General features: G+C 73.3%; 18 protein-coding genes. 9 read left to right on the plus strand and 9 right to left on the minus strand.

What is annotated here, in order from left to right:
• Genes ACFPYL_RS03520 through ACFPYL_RS03535 form a run of 4 tightly spaced genes read right to left on the minus strand, consistent with a single transcriptional unit; the run spans position 1 to position 4,044 of the window.
• Entirely contained in the window at positions 1–633 is a 633-nt protein-coding gene (locus ACFPYL_RS03520) for a PaaI family thioesterase (protein ID WP_379150388.1), read from the minus strand.
• Positions 630–2,582, minus strand: coding sequence for an oxidoreductase (locus ACFPYL_RS03525; RefSeq protein ID WP_379150390.1), 1,953 nt, complete (start codon positions 2,580–2,582; stop codon positions 630–632). The genes ACFPYL_RS03520 and ACFPYL_RS03525 overlap by 4 nt, the downstream gene beginning before the upstream one ends.
• Positions 2,579–3,202, minus strand: a complete 624-nt coding sequence (locus ACFPYL_RS03530) for a TetR/AcrR family transcriptional regulator (protein WP_379150392.1) — start codon at positions 3,200–3,202, stop codon at positions 2,579–2,581. The genes ACFPYL_RS03525 and ACFPYL_RS03530 overlap by 4 nt, the downstream gene beginning before the upstream one ends.
• A complete protein-coding gene (locus ACFPYL_RS03535; protein WP_379150394.1) occupies positions 3,199–4,044 on the minus strand; it encodes a TIGR03619 family F420-dependent LLM class oxidoreductase in 846 nt (281 codons plus the stop codon). The genes ACFPYL_RS03530 and ACFPYL_RS03535 overlap by 4 nt, the downstream gene beginning before the upstream one ends.
• 47 nt (positions 4,045–4,091) lie before the next feature.
• Here ACFPYL_RS03535 and ACFPYL_RS03540 point away from each other — a divergent pair, with 47 nt between their 5' ends.
• From ACFPYL_RS03540 to ACFPYL_RS03550, 3 genes are all read left to right on the plus strand, one after another.
• Positions 4,092–5,168 carry an NAD(P)H-dependent amine dehydrogenase family protein gene (locus ACFPYL_RS03540; RefSeq protein WP_379150395.1) on the plus strand — a complete coding sequence of 359 codons (1,077 nt, stop codon included), beginning with the start codon at positions 4,092–4,094 and terminating at the stop codon, positions 5,166–5,168.
• A gap of 127 nt (positions 5,169–5,295) precedes the next feature.
• The gene (locus ACFPYL_RS03545; RefSeq protein WP_379150397.1) at positions 5,296–5,469 is read left to right on the plus strand and encodes a hypothetical protein; all 174 of its coding nucleotides are present in this window, start codon (positions 5,296–5,298) and stop codon (positions 5,467–5,469) included.
• Positions 5,470–5,619: 150 nt separating this feature from the next.
• Entirely contained in the window at positions 5,620–6,108 is a 489-nt protein-coding gene (locus tag ACFPYL_RS03550; protein WP_379150399.1) for a response regulator transcription factor, read from the plus strand.
• Between the two features lie 12 nt (positions 6,109–6,120).
• Here ACFPYL_RS03550 and ACFPYL_RS03555 read toward each other — a convergent pair whose 3' ends face one another.
• Positions 6,121–6,537 (minus strand): DUF6314 family protein, encoded by a 417-nt coding sequence (locus tag ACFPYL_RS03555; RefSeq protein WP_379150401.1) that lies wholly within the window; start codon positions 6,535–6,537, stop codon positions 6,121–6,123.
• Between the two features lie 10 nt (positions 6,538–6,547).
• Entirely contained in the window at positions 6,548–7,048 is a 501-nt protein-coding gene (locus ACFPYL_RS03560; RefSeq protein WP_379150403.1) for a thioesterase family protein, read from the minus strand.
• 133 nt (positions 7,049–7,181) lie between these two features.
• On the opposite strand from ACFPYL_RS03560, the gene ACFPYL_RS03565 reads away from it, so the two are divergent.
• Positions 7,182–8,240 (plus strand): hypothetical protein, encoded by a 1,059-nt coding sequence (locus ACFPYL_RS03565; RefSeq protein ID WP_379150405.1) that lies wholly within the window; start codon positions 7,182–7,184, stop codon positions 8,238–8,240.
• Here ACFPYL_RS03565 and ACFPYL_RS03570 read toward each other — a convergent pair.
• Together ACFPYL_RS03570 and ACFPYL_RS03575 are read right to left on the minus strand one after the other, a co-directional pair.
• The gene (locus tag ACFPYL_RS03570; RefSeq protein WP_379150407.1) at positions 8,237–9,010 is read right to left on the minus strand and encodes an MBL fold metallo-hydrolase; all 774 of its coding nucleotides are present in this window, start codon (positions 9,008–9,010) and stop codon (positions 8,237–8,239) included. The two genes, ACFPYL_RS03565 and ACFPYL_RS03570, sit on opposite strands and share 4 nt — an antisense overlap.
• Positions 9,007–9,339 carry a winged helix-turn-helix transcriptional regulator gene (locus ACFPYL_RS03575; RefSeq protein ID WP_056157038.1) on the minus strand — a complete coding sequence of 111 codons (333 nt, stop codon included), beginning with the start codon at positions 9,337–9,339 and terminating at the stop codon, positions 9,007–9,009. The genes ACFPYL_RS03570 and ACFPYL_RS03575 overlap by 4 nt, the downstream gene beginning before the upstream one ends.
• A gap of 122 nt (positions 9,340–9,461) precedes the next feature.
• Here ACFPYL_RS03575 and ACFPYL_RS03580 point away from each other — a divergent pair, with 122 nt between their 5' ends.
• On the plus strand, positions 9,462–10,316 hold the full coding sequence (locus ACFPYL_RS03580; RefSeq protein ID WP_379150409.1) for an SDR family oxidoreductase: 855 nt from the start codon (positions 9,462–9,464) through the stop codon (positions 10,314–10,316).
• A 184-nt stretch (positions 10,317–10,500) separates the two neighbouring features.
• Here the strand turns inward: ACFPYL_RS03580 and ACFPYL_RS03585 are convergent, their stop codons facing one another.
• A complete protein-coding gene (locus tag ACFPYL_RS03585) occupies positions 10,501–11,280 on the minus strand; it encodes a putative protein N(5)-glutamine methyltransferase (RefSeq protein ID WP_379150411.1) in 780 nt (259 codons plus the stop codon).
• Here ACFPYL_RS03585 and ACFPYL_RS03590 point away from each other — a divergent pair.
• From ACFPYL_RS03590 to ACFPYL_RS03605, 4 genes are all read left to right on the plus strand, one after another.
• Positions 11,279–11,638 (plus strand): hypothetical protein, encoded by a 360-nt coding sequence (locus ACFPYL_RS03590; RefSeq protein WP_379150413.1) that lies wholly within the window; start codon positions 11,279–11,281, stop codon positions 11,636–11,638. The two genes, ACFPYL_RS03585 and ACFPYL_RS03590, sit on opposite strands and share 2 nt — an antisense overlap.
• Complete coding sequence (locus ACFPYL_RS03595; protein ID WP_379150415.1) at positions 11,635–12,051, plus strand: hypothetical protein; 417 nt, start codon at positions 11,635–11,637, stop codon at positions 12,049–12,051. Before ACFPYL_RS03590 ends, ACFPYL_RS03595 begins: the two co-directional genes overlap by 4 nt.
• A gap of 294 nt (positions 12,052–12,345) precedes the next feature.
• Positions 12,346–12,753, plus strand: coding sequence for a hypothetical protein (locus ACFPYL_RS03600; protein WP_379150417.1), 408 nt, complete (start codon positions 12,346–12,348; stop codon positions 12,751–12,753).
• Positions 12,754–12,791: 38 nt separating this feature from the next.
• Complete coding sequence (locus ACFPYL_RS03605) at positions 12,792–13,991, plus strand: oxidoreductase (RefSeq protein WP_379150419.1); 1,200 nt, start codon at positions 12,792–12,794, stop codon at positions 13,989–13,991.
• Positions 13,992–14,014 lie beyond the last annotated feature (23 nt).

A 14,014-nucleotide genomic window follows, 5' to 3' on the forward strand; every position in this document is an offset into this window, starting at 1 on the left:
CTAGGTCGCCCACCTCGGGATGATGAAGATGCCCTCGGCCTCGACGGTGGGGCCCTCCTCGTCACCGATGGAGGCGACGACCCAGACCTTGCGGCCCTCCTCGCGGTCGATGCGCGCGTCCAGCCGCAGCGGTCCGAGGGGGGTGCCGCGCCGGTAGACCATCGTCAGGGTGCCGGTGAAGGTCACGCGCGTGAACGCCGCCGCGGCGGTCTCGCCCATGATGTGGTCGAGCAGCAGCGCGGTGGCGCCGCCGTGGACCAGGCCGGGCGGTCCTTCGTACGCCGCCCCGAGGTCGACGTTCGCGTGGGCGAGGCCGGAGCGGACGTGGACGATCTCCAGGGGCGGCGCGATCGCGTTGCGCAGGCCGACGACGGCGTTGCCCCAGTTCCAGGCGCGGCCCTCGGAGTTGAAGCGCACGCCAGCGGGGCCGGGCATCTGCTGGGCCCGCAGCCGCTTCACGACCGCCTCGACCTCGGCCAGCGCGAGGGCGGCCTCCTCGGGAGGCACCGTGCTCCGGATCGTCGCGTCGACGAGCTCGCGCACGGCCGCCGCCAGCGGGCCGTACGCCGCCTCGATGCGGTCGAGCTCGTCGTTCGCGACCTCGTCCTGGATGAACCCGCCGAACTCGCTCAAGCCCCGCTCCTGTCGCTCGTCTGTCCCCACTCGTACGCCGCACGCGCGGCGTCCTCCGTCGCCTGGCGGACCAGGCCGTAGCCGCGGCAGTCGCCGACGGCGTACACGTCGATGCCCGGCAGCCGCGCCGCGATCGCGTCGTGCAGCCGGAGGTTCGGCCCGAACCATCCGGTGACCACGAACGTGTCGGCCCGCAGCTCGCGGGTGCTGCCGCCCTGCGGCGTGAACTCGACGCCGCCGTCGGTGTAGCCCTCGATCGCGGTCCCGACGTGGACGGCGACGCCGAGCCGGTCGAGCTCGTCCAGCTCCTCGGTGCGGCGCTTCGGTCCCACCTCGGGGGCCAGCTCCGGCCCCGGCTCGAGCAGCGACACCAGGTGTCCGCCGGCGGCCAGGTGGCCTGCGATCGCGACCCCGGGCAGCGTCCCGCCGACCACGCAGACCTTGCGGCCGACGTGCCAGCCCTGCAGCACGCCGACCAGGTCGATGACGTTCGGTGTGTCCTGGCCGGCCTCGGGGACGACGTGCATCCCGCCGTTGGCGACCACGACCGTGTCGGGCTCGAGCGCGGCGACGGCGTCGGGCTTCGCGACCGTGTCGAGGTGCACCTCGATGGCGGAGTCGGCGACCTCGGCGAGCAGCCAGTCGAGGAAGAGCGCGTTCGCCGGGCGGAGCGCGGCGGCATGACGGAACCGGCCGCCGAGCCGGTCGGACGCCTCCAGCAGGGTCACCCGGTGACCCTGGGCGGCCGCGCGTCGCGCGGCGTCGAGTCCGCCGGGTCCGCCGCCGACCACGACCACGTGCCGTCGCCGGGCGACCGGCAGCGGGAGCAGCTCGTGCTCGCGACCGGTCAGGGGGTTGATCGCGCAGTCGGTCGCGAGCCGCTCCTCCAGCGAGTCGATGCAGTTCTCGCAGGAGATGCAGCGGCGCACGCGCGCACCCGAGGTGAGCTTGCGGGGCAGGTCGGGATCCGCGAGCAGCGGTCGCGCCAGGGCGACGAAGTCCGCCCGGCCGTCGGCGAGCACCTGCTCGGCCAGGGCCGGGTCGTGCAGCCGGCCGACCGCGATCACGGGGACGTCGACGACCTCCTTGACGGCGGTGGCCGCGGCGACGTTCGGCCCGTCGCCGTACGACGCCCCGTTGACCATCTGCGTGACCAGCCGGTCGATGACACCGCCGCTGACGTGGAACGCGTCGACTCCGGCCTCGACGAGGAGCGGCGCCACCAGCGCCGTCTCGTACGACGGCCGTCCGCCCGCCACCCGCTCGTAGCCGGAGATCCGCAGGGTGACCGGGAAGTCCGCGCCGACCTCGGCCCGGATCGCGGCCAGCGCCTCGAGCACCACGCGGATGCGGCCCTCGACGGAGCTGCCGCGGTAGCGGTCACCGCGCCGGTTGCGCTGCGGCGCCAGGAACGAGCCCAGGAACATGTAGCCGTGCGCGGCGTGCAGCTCGACGCCGTCGTACCCCGCCTCGCGGGCCCGTCGTACGCCGGCCTTGATGCGGTCCAGCACCTCGGTGATCTGGGCCCGGGTGACCTCGGTCGAGGGGCGGCCGGTCAGGTACGACGGGATGACGGACGGCCCGAGCGAGTCGACGCCGTGCATCTCCGGGCCGAGGCCGTCGGGGCCGGCGTGCACGATCTGCGGCTGGATCCGGGCGCCGTGCTCGTGCACGGCGTCGACGAGACGACGGTGCGCGGCGACCGACTCGTCGGTGCCGAGGTGCAGGCCGCCCGGCGTCTCGGGGTGCAACGGGTCGACGCCGGTCGCGCCGACCGTCACCAGCCCCACGCCGCCCGCGGCCCGGGCGGCGAAGTAGGCGACGGTGCGGTCCGAGGGAAGACCCTCGGGCGTGCCGTACATCGTCTCCATCGGCGACATCACCAGCCGGTTGCGCAGCTCCATCGTGCCGATCCGGCCCGGTGCGAGCAGGTGCGGGTAGGCGGTCATCCCTGCTCCCCGAGGTAGGCGGCGATCGAGCGCGCCAGGCCGCGTCGGGCCAGGTCGAGGTCGGAGTACGTCGAGAGGTGCGCCTCGGAGCTGAGGCCGCGCATCGCGCCGGGCAGCAGCGCCGCGACCTCGCGCACCCGCTCCGGGTCCAGGTCGAGGTCGGCGAACGCGGTCTGGCAGGTCTCGACCCAGCTCACCTGCCAGGACGCCAGGGCCTCGGCGGTCCGGGGGAGCTTCTGCTCGAGCTCCCCGCGCTCGCGGGGCAGCGCCACCCGCAGCGTGTCGATCGCGCGGGAGTCGGGCAGCTCGAGGCCACGCCAGAGGGTCGTGACGATCTGCTCGACCCGTGCCTCGACGGTCTGGTCGACCGAGCCCGGGAAGGACAGCGGTCCGCCGCGACGCTCCTCGAGGTGGTCGAGCACCGCGGCCCAGAGTCCGTCGACGTCGCCGAACTGGTACTTCACGGCACCCCAGGTGACGCCGGCCTGGCGGGCGACGTGGTTGGCGGAGACCGCGTCGGGGTCGCCGGTCGCGAGGCAGTCCAGGGCGGCCGCGAGCATCCGCGCCCGGGTCGCGTCGCCGCGCCGGTTGCGGCGGTGCTGGTCGGCGCCGGCCGTCATCGGAGATGCACCAGGACGTCGTCGCGGAAGCGGTGCAGGCCCTCGATCTTCTGCTCCAGCGACGCACGCCGGCCGAAGTAGTACATCCACGGGGCGGTCATCACCTCGGTGACCCCGCCATCGCGGGCCCGCGCGAAGTCCTCGGGCAGCAGGGCGTCGCTCAGCGGCGGGATCACCTCGAACGGGCCGTCGAGGCCGGCCTCGTCGCGGAGCTCGGCGAGCCGGCGCGCCGTCGCGATCGCCTCGTCGGTGGTGCAGATGTCACCGACCCACCCGTCGTTGCGCGCGGCCCGTCGCAGCGCGACGTCGGACAGACCGCCGACCAGCACCGGCACCGCACCGGGCTCGGGCTTCATCACCATGCGGTCGCCGTCGTACGACGTCCAGCCCGGCCGCCACAGGTCGCGCATCAGCTCGATGGCCTCGTCCGTGCGACGCCCGCGGGTGCCGAAGTCCTGCTCCAGCAGCTCGAACTCCTCGCGGCACCAGCCGACCCCGACGCCGAGCGCGACCCGGCCGCCGGACAGCACGGCCGCCGTGCCGACCGACTTCGCGACCTGGAAGGGGCTCCGCAGCGCCGCGACGTACACCGAGGTGAAGAAGCGCAGCCGCGTGGTCACCGCGGCCAGCGACCCGGCCAGCACCCACGGGTCCGGCCACGCGCAGTCGTGGTCCCAGCGCCGCTGGCCGCTGGCCTCGTAGGGGTACGGCGTCGCGAGCGTCTCGAGGTCGACGACGTGGTCGGCGATCGTGAGGCTGTCGTAGCCGAGCTCGTCGGCGGCGATGGCGACCGGAGCGATCTCCTCGACCGGCACGAAGGCCGAGACCACCGCGAAGCGCATGCCGGTGATGCTAGTTTCATCGAGCCTTCTACGAAAGTGGGGTCTCGATGGACAGGGTCCGCGTGTTCCAGGTGGCCACCGGCAACGTCGGCACCGAGATGGTGCGCCGGATCCAGCGCCATCCGGACCTCGAGCTGGTGGGTCTGCACTGCTACACGCCGGAGAAGGTCGGCCGCGACGCGGGGGAGATCGCCGGCCTCGACCCGGTCGGCGTGGTCGCGACCGGGACCGTCGACGAGATCCTCGCGGCGCGACCCGACGTGGTGACCTTCCACGGCGTCTGGCCGGACGTCGACCTCTACGAGCGGGTGCTGGAGGCGGGCATCGACGTCGTGACGACCGCCGACTTCGTCACCGGCCACCACCGCGACGCCAACCACCCGCATCCGTCCGGGCGCTCGGAGTCCGACGTGATCGCGGCGGCGTGCGAGCGCGGCGGCTCGACGTTCTACGGCACCGGCATGAACCCGGGCCTGGCCCAGGTCCTCACGATCGTCCACTCGGCCGACGTCACCGACATCGAGAACGTCACCTGCATCGAGTCCGTCGACGTCTCCTGCCACCACTCCGCCGACACCTGGCGCAACTGCGGCTACGGCATGCCGGTCGACGACCCCGAGGTCCCGCGGCTGCTCGAGCTCGGCACCCGGGTCTTCGGCGACGGGGTGCACCTGATGGCGGACTGCCTGGGCATCGAGCTCGACACGGTCGACTTCGAGTACGAGCTCGGCGCCTGCACCGAGGACGTCGACCTGGGCTGGTTCCGGCTCCCGAAGGGCTCGCTCGGCGGCAGCGCCTTCCGGTACGTCGGGAAGGTGGCCGGCGTGCCCCGGGTCGAGCTGCACCTCGAGTGGCAGATGACGCCGAGGACCGAGCCGCACTGGGACATCCAGGGCTGCTACATCACCAAGATCCAGGGCGACCCGGTCATCTACAGCAAGCACCTGATCCTCCCGAAGCCCGGCACCGACTTCTCGTCGGTCGAGGCGTTCGCCGCGATCGGGATGACGGTGACGGGGATGCCGGCCCTGAACGCGATCCGGTCCGTCGTCGACGCACCGCCGGGGATCGTCACCAGCGCCGACCTGCCGCTGCGCGCCTTCGCCGGCCGGTTCAGCGTCTGACTGACGTTCCCAGTCGGCTCCCAGTCGGTCTCAAGAGCGCGGCGGCACTGTGGTGTCTGCCGGGGAACACCCCGGCACACCGATCCGGGCCCACCACCCGCGGGCCCGTCCAGTCAGGAGCACCCCCATGTTCGACCTCTCCATCGCCGCCTTCGCGTACGGCTTCCTCGCGGTCGCCGCCGTCACCGTCGCGCTCGCCGTCGCCGCCGTCGTGGTCGCCGTGCGCGACCGCTCCACCGCCACCCCGGTGCTCGTCACCGTCTCCGGCCCGTCCGAGCGAGCCTTCACCCGCGCCGCGTGACCGCCGTCCCGGCCAGCCCGGCAGCGCCCCCGAGAGCCCCTCTCCCGCCCCCGCGGAGAGGGGCTCTTCGCATCCCCGCAGGAACTTTCACCCCTTTGGGTGGTGAGTCCGAGTGGCCGCACGCGGGCACGCCTCGGGAGGATCGCTGCCATGTCCGCGCGCCCCGTCCGGCTGGCCATCGCCAGCCCCGATGAGGCCGTGGCAGCAGGGCTGCGACAGATGCTGGCCCGCCAGGGCCACCGGGTCCTGGTCGTCGAGGCCGAGGGTGGGCCCGCGGACGTCGTGCTCCACGACGCGGACGGTCCCGGAGCCGAGGGCCGCGACGTCGTGCTCCGGCGTACCGGCGCGACGGGATGGGTGCCCCTGCGCGTGGGCGTGGAGCAGATCGTGCTGATGGTGGAGGCCGCGGCGGCGCCGACGGAGCCGGTCGAGATCGGCCACGGCCTCAGTGCGCGGGAGGTGCAGGTGCTCGCGCTGATCGCCGCCGGGCTCACCAACCAGGAGATCGCGGACCGGGTCTTCGTCAGCATCAACTCGGTCAAGACCTACGTGCGCTCGGCCTACCGCAAGATCGGCGTCAACAGCCGGTCCCAGGCGGCGGTGTGGGGTCTCCAGCACGGTCTCGTCGACCGCGACTGAGCCTCCGACCCGTCAGCGGCGGTCGGTGTGGACCGTGACCATCCGGTAGTCCTTCTCCGGACCGGCGGCGTCCCAGGTCACCGTCCACGAGGTCACGGGCTCGCCCTCGCCCTCGACCTCGACGAGGCCGCGGTAGTGGTCGGGCGGGCACGGGTGCTCGACCCGGTGGCCGACAGCCCAGGGGTGGAAGGGGCGCCCGTCCTCGAACCGCACGAACCAGCCGTCGTCCTCGCGCACCACGTCCAGGGTGCGGCTGACCGGCACGGCGTGCCCCGGCCACGACATCGTGCCCGACTCGGTCCACCGGACCCGACCGGCGTCGACCTCGACGAGCTCGGCCGTGCCGACGACGTCGCGTCGCTCACCGGTGCGGTGGTCGTCGACCACGCGGGTCAGCGTCCAGGTGCCCAGCAGCTCGGTGGGCGTCACGGGACCGGCGTCAGCGCAGGGCCATCGAGCCCGACAGGGCGGGCTGCCACGACAGCTCGCCGTCGGCCGCGATGCGGCGGTCGAGCGCGCCGGCGACATCGTCGGGCCACGGGGCGCTGCGCCGGCTCTCCATGTCGATGTGGAGGAAGATCTCCTCCATCACGTAGCTCACCCGCTGGTGGCTGTCGTCGAGGAGGTAGACGACGACGTGCGCGGCACGCTCGGAGCGGCCGACCACGCGGACCCGGGCCGAGATCTTGTCGCCGGTGCGCAGCTCGGACAGGTAGGTCATGTGGTGCTCGGCGCTGAAGACGCCCTGGCCGGCCACGGTCGGCCAGTTCTGCGGGATCCCCACGTCGACGAGCGACTCGTCGAGGCCCTCGCTCGCGATCCCCACGTAGTGGCGGATGTTGAGGTGGCCGTTGATGTCCTCGAACGCCGTCGGCACCGCCTGGGTGGCGTAGGCAGGGAGGGCGGCGAGCTCGTCGTACGACGGATGCGCGGTGGTCACACCCGCGACGGTACTGGCCGTCGGTGACGCCTGCGACAGCGGCCCACGACACGGGCGTGGCCTCCGGGGCTCGAGGGGCTGGCGAGGCTAGCGTGGTCCCTCAGCCGATGGACCGAGCCGGAGGGGAAGCCGCGTGGTCAGACGGGTCCTTCTCGGGCGCCGTGACGACCTCCGGCGACGCTCCAGGTGGACGGGGCCGCCGCCCCTGCTCCTGGTCGCGACCGTGCTGGGCCTCATCGTCGCCCCCTTCGTCGCGGACGACGGGCCGGCATCGGTCCCGCAGGCCAGCCAGGCGGCGGCGATCAGCGCCGCGCAGACCTCGCGCTCGGTGGAGCCGCGGGTGATCCGCTCGACGACGCTCGCGAAGCAGGGCGGCCAGCTCGGCCACCGGGTCGCGCCGGTGCGGCTCGCGCCCATCGGCGTCGGGGTGGCGACGATGAACATGTTCCGCAAGCTCTCGCCTGCCGAGGCCGCTGCCGACGCCCGCCGGCTCACCTCGCACCCCGGCGTCGACGTCGTCGCCTGGCAGGAGGCCGACCCCTTCCGCACGGTGCTGCACCACCTGCCGGGCTGGACCTCGAAGACCTTCGGGGCCGACCAGGGCGCGGCCGAGCTGGCGGTGTCGTGGCGCACCTCGGAGTTCAAGCTCGTCACCGCGCGCCTGCACAAGGTCGCGCTGGGGCTGAGCTGGCGCGAGGGCCGCTACCCCTTCGACAACAGGTACGTCGCCGTCGTCCGCCTCCGGCACCGCGACACGGGCCGGGTCCTGACCGTGCTGAACACCCACCTCCCGCAGAAGATCGAGGACCTCGGCGACCCCGGCCGGTGGCTCTCGACGATCAACGCGATCCGGGCGCGGGCCCAGCTCGACCGGCTCGCGGACATCTGGCGCACCGTCCCGGGGCGGTGGGTCGTCGGCACCGGCGACTTCAACTTCGGGGCCCGCGCCGACGCCCGCGGGCGTCCCGTCGGCGGGCCGATGCGCACGCTGCGCAACCGCGCGGAGTCGACGTACCAGCTGCTCGGTACGGGTGTCGGGCCCACGCACCCGCCGACCGCACGCAACATCGACTACGTGTGGCTGGAGCGCACCGGCCTGCGCGACCACCTCATCCAGGTGCGTGCCCAGCGGGTGCTCAGCGGCTACCACAGCGACCACCGGCCGCTGCTCGCCCGGCTGACCCTGTCCTAGCCCTCGCCGACCACGACCCGGTCGCCGGGCGCGGCCAGCACGGCTCGTACGTCGGGGGCGGCCGTGCCGAGCGCCTCGATGAACCGGTCGCCCGGCGTGACGAAGAGTCGGTCGTGGTTGGCGCGCGCCAGGCGCCGGAGCCCGAGCGGCCAGAACGTGCCCCAGTGCACCGGCACCGCGAGGTCGGCGCCCACGCGGCGCACCGCCTCCGCGCCGGCGACCGGGTCCATGTGGCCGTCCTCGAGCGTCGGGCCCCAGCCGCCGATCGGCACCAGGGCGAGGTCGACCCGACCGACGTCGTACATGTCCTCGCGCACCTCGGTGTCGCCCGGGAACCAGACGGACCGGTCGGCGCGATCGATCCGGAAGCCCAGCGGTGGCCCGGTGATCTTGGTGTGCGGGCCGCGACCGCCGTCGTGGGTCGCCGCCAGCACGCGGATCGTCGTACCACCGACCTCGTGCACGTCACCTGGCTCGACGGGCAGCACCCGATCGGTGCCCAGGTCGCGGAGCAGTGCCTCCCCACCGCGCGGCACCAGGATCGGGACGTCGCGGGCGAACCGGCGTAGCGACGGCAGGTGCAGGTGGTCGTGGTGGAGGTGGGAGATCGCGACGACGTCGGCGTCGGCGGCCTCCTCGGTCGGGTGCGCGGTGTAGCGGCGCAGGTGGAAGAGCTGGTCGCTGAGCAGCGGGTCGAGCGCGACCCGGGCGCCGTCGATCTCGACGGTCGCGGACGCGTGCCCCCACCAGGTGAGAGCGAGCCGACTCACCCCTGGACCTGCTGCTGGGCCCAGAAGACCAGCGGTGCGAGGAGATCGACGGCCTCGTGGCCCGCATCGGTGAGGGAGTAGTCGACGTGTGGCGGGACGACCGGCCGCGCGGTCCGCAGCACCAGACCGTCGGCCTCCAGGGTCTGCAGCGACTGGATCAGCATCTTCTCGCTGACGCCCGCGATCTCGCGCTTGAGCTCGCTCCAGCGCATGGTGCGGTCGCGGAGGGCGAGCAGGACGAGCACGCCCCACTTGCTGGTCACGTGCTCGACCAGGGCGCGGGTGTCGGGGCAGGCGGTGTCGAGCTGGAGGTCGCGGGCGGCGGTCATGGGCCGATGCTACTCACCCCGAGGTGGGTACCCCACTTTGAAGTGGGTACTCTCCGCCGGGAAGGTACGGCGACCGGGGGTCGTTCGGACGGGTGAGAACACCCGATCCCTGGAGGAATGTCATGTCGTACGTCGTCACCGGAGCCACCGGCCCGCTCGGTCGCGGAGTCGTGGAGTCGCTGCTGGAGCGTGGGGTCGACCCCGCGGAGATCGTCGCCACCGGCCGCTCGGTCGAGAAGATCGCCGACCTCGCCGAGCGCGGGGTGCGTGTCGAGGTCCTCGACTTCGACGACGTCCCCACGTCCGTGCCGTGGCTGACCGCGGACGACGTCGTGCTGCTGGTCTCCGGCAGCGAGGTCGGCCGGCGGGTGCCGCAGCACACCGCCGTCGTCGAGCTCGCGCAGCGCGCCGGCGTACGCCGTCTCGTCTACACCAGCGCGCCCGCTGCCGACGACACGACCCTCGTCGTCGCACCCGAGCACGCCGCCACCGAGGCGGTCGTCCGCGCGAGCGGGCTGCCGTTCACGTTCCTGCGCAACGGCTGGTACACCGAGAACTACCAGCCGACCTTCGACCAGGCCCGTGCCACCGGCGCCGTGGCCGGCAGTGCCGGAGACGGCCGGGTCGCGAGTGCGCCGCGGGCGGACTTCGCCGAGGCGGCCGCGGTGGTGCTCTCCACCGACGGCCACGACGGCGCGGTCTACGAGCTGTCCGGCGACACGGCCTGGGACTTCGACGAGCTCGCATCCGTCTTCGGCAACGCGCTCGGCAGCGAGGTGACCTACCAGCGGCTGACGCCCGAGCAGCACCACGCGGCGCTCCTGGAGGCGGACCTCGACGAGGGCTCCGCCGGCTTCGTGGTCGCCCTGGACCAGAACGCTCGCGACGGCCTGCTCGCCGTCACCACCGGCGAGCTCGGCAAGCTCCTCGGCCGCCCGACCGTCCCGCTCGCGGAGACCGTCAGCTCCTGGGTCTGACGCGGGCGGGGTGGTTTCGAGGCTCAGGCCTGGCGGCCTTCGCACCTCAACCACCGGGTCAGGCGAGCGTTCCGACCGCCACGGTGCCGTCGACGTCGTCGTCGCGGGCGGGGTGGTTTCGCACCTCGACCACCGCGTTCGGTCGGTGGTTGAGGTGCGAGCGCAGCGAGCCTCGAAACCACCGTCAGGCGAGCGTCCCGACCGCCACGGTGCCGTCGACGTCGTCGTCGCGGACGACGTCGGCGGCGAGGCGGGCGGTGGTCATCAGGCCCGCGGTCCTCTCGGCCTGCGCGACGCTCGTCTCGACCAGCACCCGTCCGCCCGGTCGCAGCCAGCCGCCGGCCCCGGCGACGACCCCGCGCTGCACGTCGAGCCCGTCGGCCCCGCCGTCGAGCGCCACCCGGTGCTCGTGGTCACGGGCCTCGGGCGGCATCAGGGCGATCGCGTCGCTCGGCACGTACGGCGCGTTGACGACCAGCGCCGAGACCCGGCCGCGCAGCCCGTCAGGCAGCGCGGCGTAGAGGTCGCCGAGGAACACCCGCTCCGGCGGCAGGTTGCGACGCGCGCAGGCCACCGCGTCCGGGTCGACGTCGGCGGCGTACACCTCGACGCCGGGCACCGCCGCGAGCACGGCGGCGCCGAGGGCGCCGGTGCCGCAGCCGAGGTCGACCACGACGTCACCGGCCGCGAGGCCGGCCACGGCGGCGCGGACCAGGGCCGTGGAGCGCTGGCGCGGCACGAAGACCCCGGGCGCCACGACGATGCGGAGCCCGCAGAACTCGGCGTACCCCACGACGAGCTCCAGCGGCGCCCCGGCCACCCGCTCGGCCAGCATCCGCGCCAGCTCGTCCTCGTCGGACGCGGCGTCGAGCAGCACGCGTGCCTCGTCCTCGGCGAAGACGCAGCCGGCCGTTCGCAGGGCGGTGACCAGCTCGTCGTACGGCATGGTCGATGATGCTCCCATGCCAGGCGTGTCCACCCAGATCACCTTCATCGTGGTCGGGTACGCCGTGCTGGTCGCGGCCCTCGCCCTGGTCGTCGCGCTGCGCAAGCAGGAGCGACCGGGATGGCTCGACCAGCTCGCCTGGATGCTCGAGGTGCTGCTGGCCGTGCGGGCGCTCGCCGGGTTGGGGGCCTTCAGCGGCGACGGACCGCCCTCGACCTCGACGTACGTCGGCTACCTGATCGCCTCGGTGTGCGTGCTCCCGATCGCGATGAAGTCGATCGAGGACGACCGGGCCCCGTGGTCCTCCGCGGTGATCACCGTCGCGGCGGTCGCGGTCGGCGTCGTCGCCGTACGACTGGAGATGACCGCGACATGACCACCCCCGACGCGACCGTCCCACGCAGCGGACCGCACAAGGTCCTGCTCGCCTTCTACGCGCTCTTCACCTTCGCCGCGGGCGCCCGCGCGCTGGTGCAGCTCACCACGCAGTACGACGAGGCGCCGGTCGCCTACTGGCTCTCCCTCGCTGCCGCCGTCACCTACGCCCTCGGCTGGTACGCCATCCGGCAGGCCTCCGTCGGCCGCACCGGCTTCGCCAGCGTGATGCTCTGGATCGAGCTGGCCGGGGTCCTCACCGTCGGCACCCTCAGCCTGGTGGAGCCCGACTGGTTCCCGGACGCCTCGGTGTGGTCCGACTACGGGATCGGCTACGGGTTCGTCCCGGCGGTGCTCCCGATCGCCGGGCTCTTCTGGCTCCGCCGTCAGAAGCGGTCTGGTCCAGGGGCCTGAGACCCGATCCTTCCCGGCGGCGGCGCCGAAGTGAGGACATGGACCTGCTCGTCGCCCTCGCCGTCCCGGTCGTCCTGCTGACGACCTTCCTGACCGCCCGACCGACCCGGCCGGCGCGGCGCGCTGCCGGCGTACGCAATCGTCGCTGATCTCATCACCCGACGACGGATTCCGTCGTTGGTTCACGCTTCAACAACGATTCCAAGTGCGTTCCCAGTCGGCCTCAAGCGGCCGGCGACAGAGTGGGCACATCGGGACAACGCCGTCCCGCACCCCCCACCTGAGGAACCCGTCGTGAACACCCTGATCGCACTCGGAGCCCCGATCGCCATCCTGCTCGCCTACCTGGCGACCCGACCGGCGTCCCCCGCCCGCGAGGCCGCCCGCCGCGCGCACCGCGTCTCCCGCCACCCGGCGCTCGCCAACCTCGGCGACGTCCGGACCCGCCTGGACGCGGAGCTGCCCGGCCACCAGGTCGACTTCGTCCTGGCCCGGGTCGCGCGGCACGGCGTGGACGCCCGCACCCTCTGGGCGTGGCTGGACCGCTTCGGTGCCGAGTCGCTCGTGGTCGCCCTGGCCGCGGGTCACGGGTACGCCGGCATGCTGCGGGTGCTGCGCGACGAGAGGCCGTACGACGACGGCGAGGCGCGGCTGCTGGCCGGCCTCAGCGAGCCGGAGCTCTTCGAGCTCGCCGCCGCATGACCATGGCACCGAACTGGAACGTGTTCTAGATTGCCGGGGTGACCCCCGCCTCGCCGCCCGACGTCTTCGCACCCACCCAGCTCGGCCCGGTCCGGCTGCGCAACCGGACGGTGAAGGCCGCGACCTTCGAGGGCCGGGCGCCGCACGGCCAGGTGACCGACGCACTGATCGACTACCACCTGGCCCCGGCGCGCGGGGGCGTCGGCCTGACGACGGTCGCCTACCTGGCCGTCGCTCCCGAGGGGCGCACCCACCGCGAGCAGATCGTGGTCGGCCCCGACGCCCGCGACGGGCTGGCCCGGATGGCCGCCGCGATCCACGAGACCGGGGCGGCCATCGCCGGACAGGTCGGCCATGCCGGCCCGGTCGCCAACGGGCGCTCCAACGGGGTCAAGGCGATCAGCGCCTCGCGGATGCCCAGCCCGCTGTCGATGCAGATGATCCGGTCGGCCACCGAGGCCGACCTGACGCGCGTGACGAAGGCGTACGTCGCCACCGCCCGCACCCTCGTCGACGCCGGTTTCGACGTCCTCGAGCTGCACATGGCGCACAGCTACCTGATCTCGTCCTTCCTCGCGCCGAGCCTCAACCGCCGCAAGGACGGGTACGGCGGGTCGCTGGAGCACCGAGCGAGGCTGGGCCGCCAGGTGGCGCGCGCCGTACGTGACGAGGTCGGCGACGCGGTCGCCGTCACCGCCAAGATCTCGCTCTCCGACGGCTTCAAGGGCGGGGTCACCACCGACGCCGGTCTGGAGTACGCGCAGCTGCTCGAGTCCGACGGCACCCTCGATGCCCTCCAGCTCAGCGGTGGCTCGTCGCTGATGAACCCGATGTACCTCTTCCGCGGCGATGCGCCGCTCTCGGAGTTCGCCGCGACGATGCCGCTGGTGGTCCGCCTCGGCATGAAGACGCCCGTGGGCAAGGGCTTCCTGAAGACCTACCCGTTCGAGGAGGCGTACTTCCGCGACAAGGCACTGCGCTTCCGCGAGGCGCTGTCGATGCCGCTGATGCTGCTCGGCGGCATCAACCGCGTCGAGACGATGGAGCAGGCGATGGCCGACGGCTTCGACTTCGTCGCGATGGGCCGCGCGCTGCTCCGCGAGCCCAACCTCGTCAACGACCTCGCCGCCGGTCGCGCCGTCGAGGGCGTCTGCATCCACTGCAACCGGTGCATGCCCACCATCTACTCCGGCACCCGCTGCCCGGTGATCGCCGAGACGGCGGCCCTTCCCAACTAACTAGAACGTGTTCTAGGTTGGCG

Origin of the sequence: Nocardioides hankookensis (assembly GCF_042658885.1) — a bacterium.
GTDB classification, from domain to species: Bacteria; Actinomycetota; Actinomycetes; order Propionibacteriales; family Nocardioidaceae; genus Nocardioides; species Nocardioides hankookensis.

What these genes read in the sequence shown, in the direction of transcription:
- ACFPYL_RS03530 (WP_379150392.1), bottom strand. Translation starts at nt 3,202, where the DNA reads ATGACGGCCGGCGCCGACCAGCACCGCCGCAACCGGCGCGGCGACGCG.
- ACFPYL_RS03545 (WP_379150397.1), top strand. Translation starts at nt 5,296, where the DNA reads ATGTTCGACCTCTCCATCGCCGCCTTCGCGTACGGCTTCCTCGCGGTC.
- ACFPYL_RS03525 (WP_379150390.1), bottom strand. Translation starts at nt 2,582, where the DNA reads ATGACCGCCTACCCGCACCTGCTCGCACCGGGCCGGATCGGCACGATG.
- ACFPYL_RS03575 (WP_056157038.1), bottom strand. Translation starts at nt 9,339, where the DNA reads ATGACCGCCGCCCGCGACCTCCAGCTCGACACCGCCTGCCCCGACACC.
- ACFPYL_RS03540 (WP_379150395.1), top strand. Translation starts at nt 4,092, where the DNA reads ATGGACAGGGTCCGCGTGTTCCAGGTGGCCACCGGCAACGTCGGCACC.
- ACFPYL_RS03550 (WP_379150399.1), top strand. Translation starts at nt 5,620, where the DNA reads ATGTCCGCGCGCCCCGTCCGGCTGGCCATCGCCAGCCCCGATGAGGCC.
- ACFPYL_RS03590 (WP_379150413.1), top strand. Translation starts at nt 11,279, where the DNA reads ATGCCAGGCGTGTCCACCCAGATCACCTTCATCGTGGTCGGGTACGCC.
- ACFPYL_RS03535 (WP_379150394.1), bottom strand. Translation starts at nt 4,044, where the DNA reads ATGCGCTTCGCGGTGGTCTCGGCCTTCGTGCCGGTCGAGGAGATCGCT.
- ACFPYL_RS03585 (WP_379150411.1), bottom strand. Translation starts at nt 11,280, where the DNA reads ATGGGAGCATCATCGACCATGCCGTACGACGAGCTGGTCACCGCCCTG.
- ACFPYL_RS03580 (WP_379150409.1), top strand. Translation starts at nt 9,462, where the DNA reads ATGTCGTACGTCGTCACCGGAGCCACCGGCCCGCTCGGTCGCGGAGTC.
- ACFPYL_RS03595 (WP_379150415.1), top strand. Translation starts at nt 11,635, where the DNA reads ATGACCACCCCCGACGCGACCGTCCCACGCAGCGGACCGCACAAGGTC.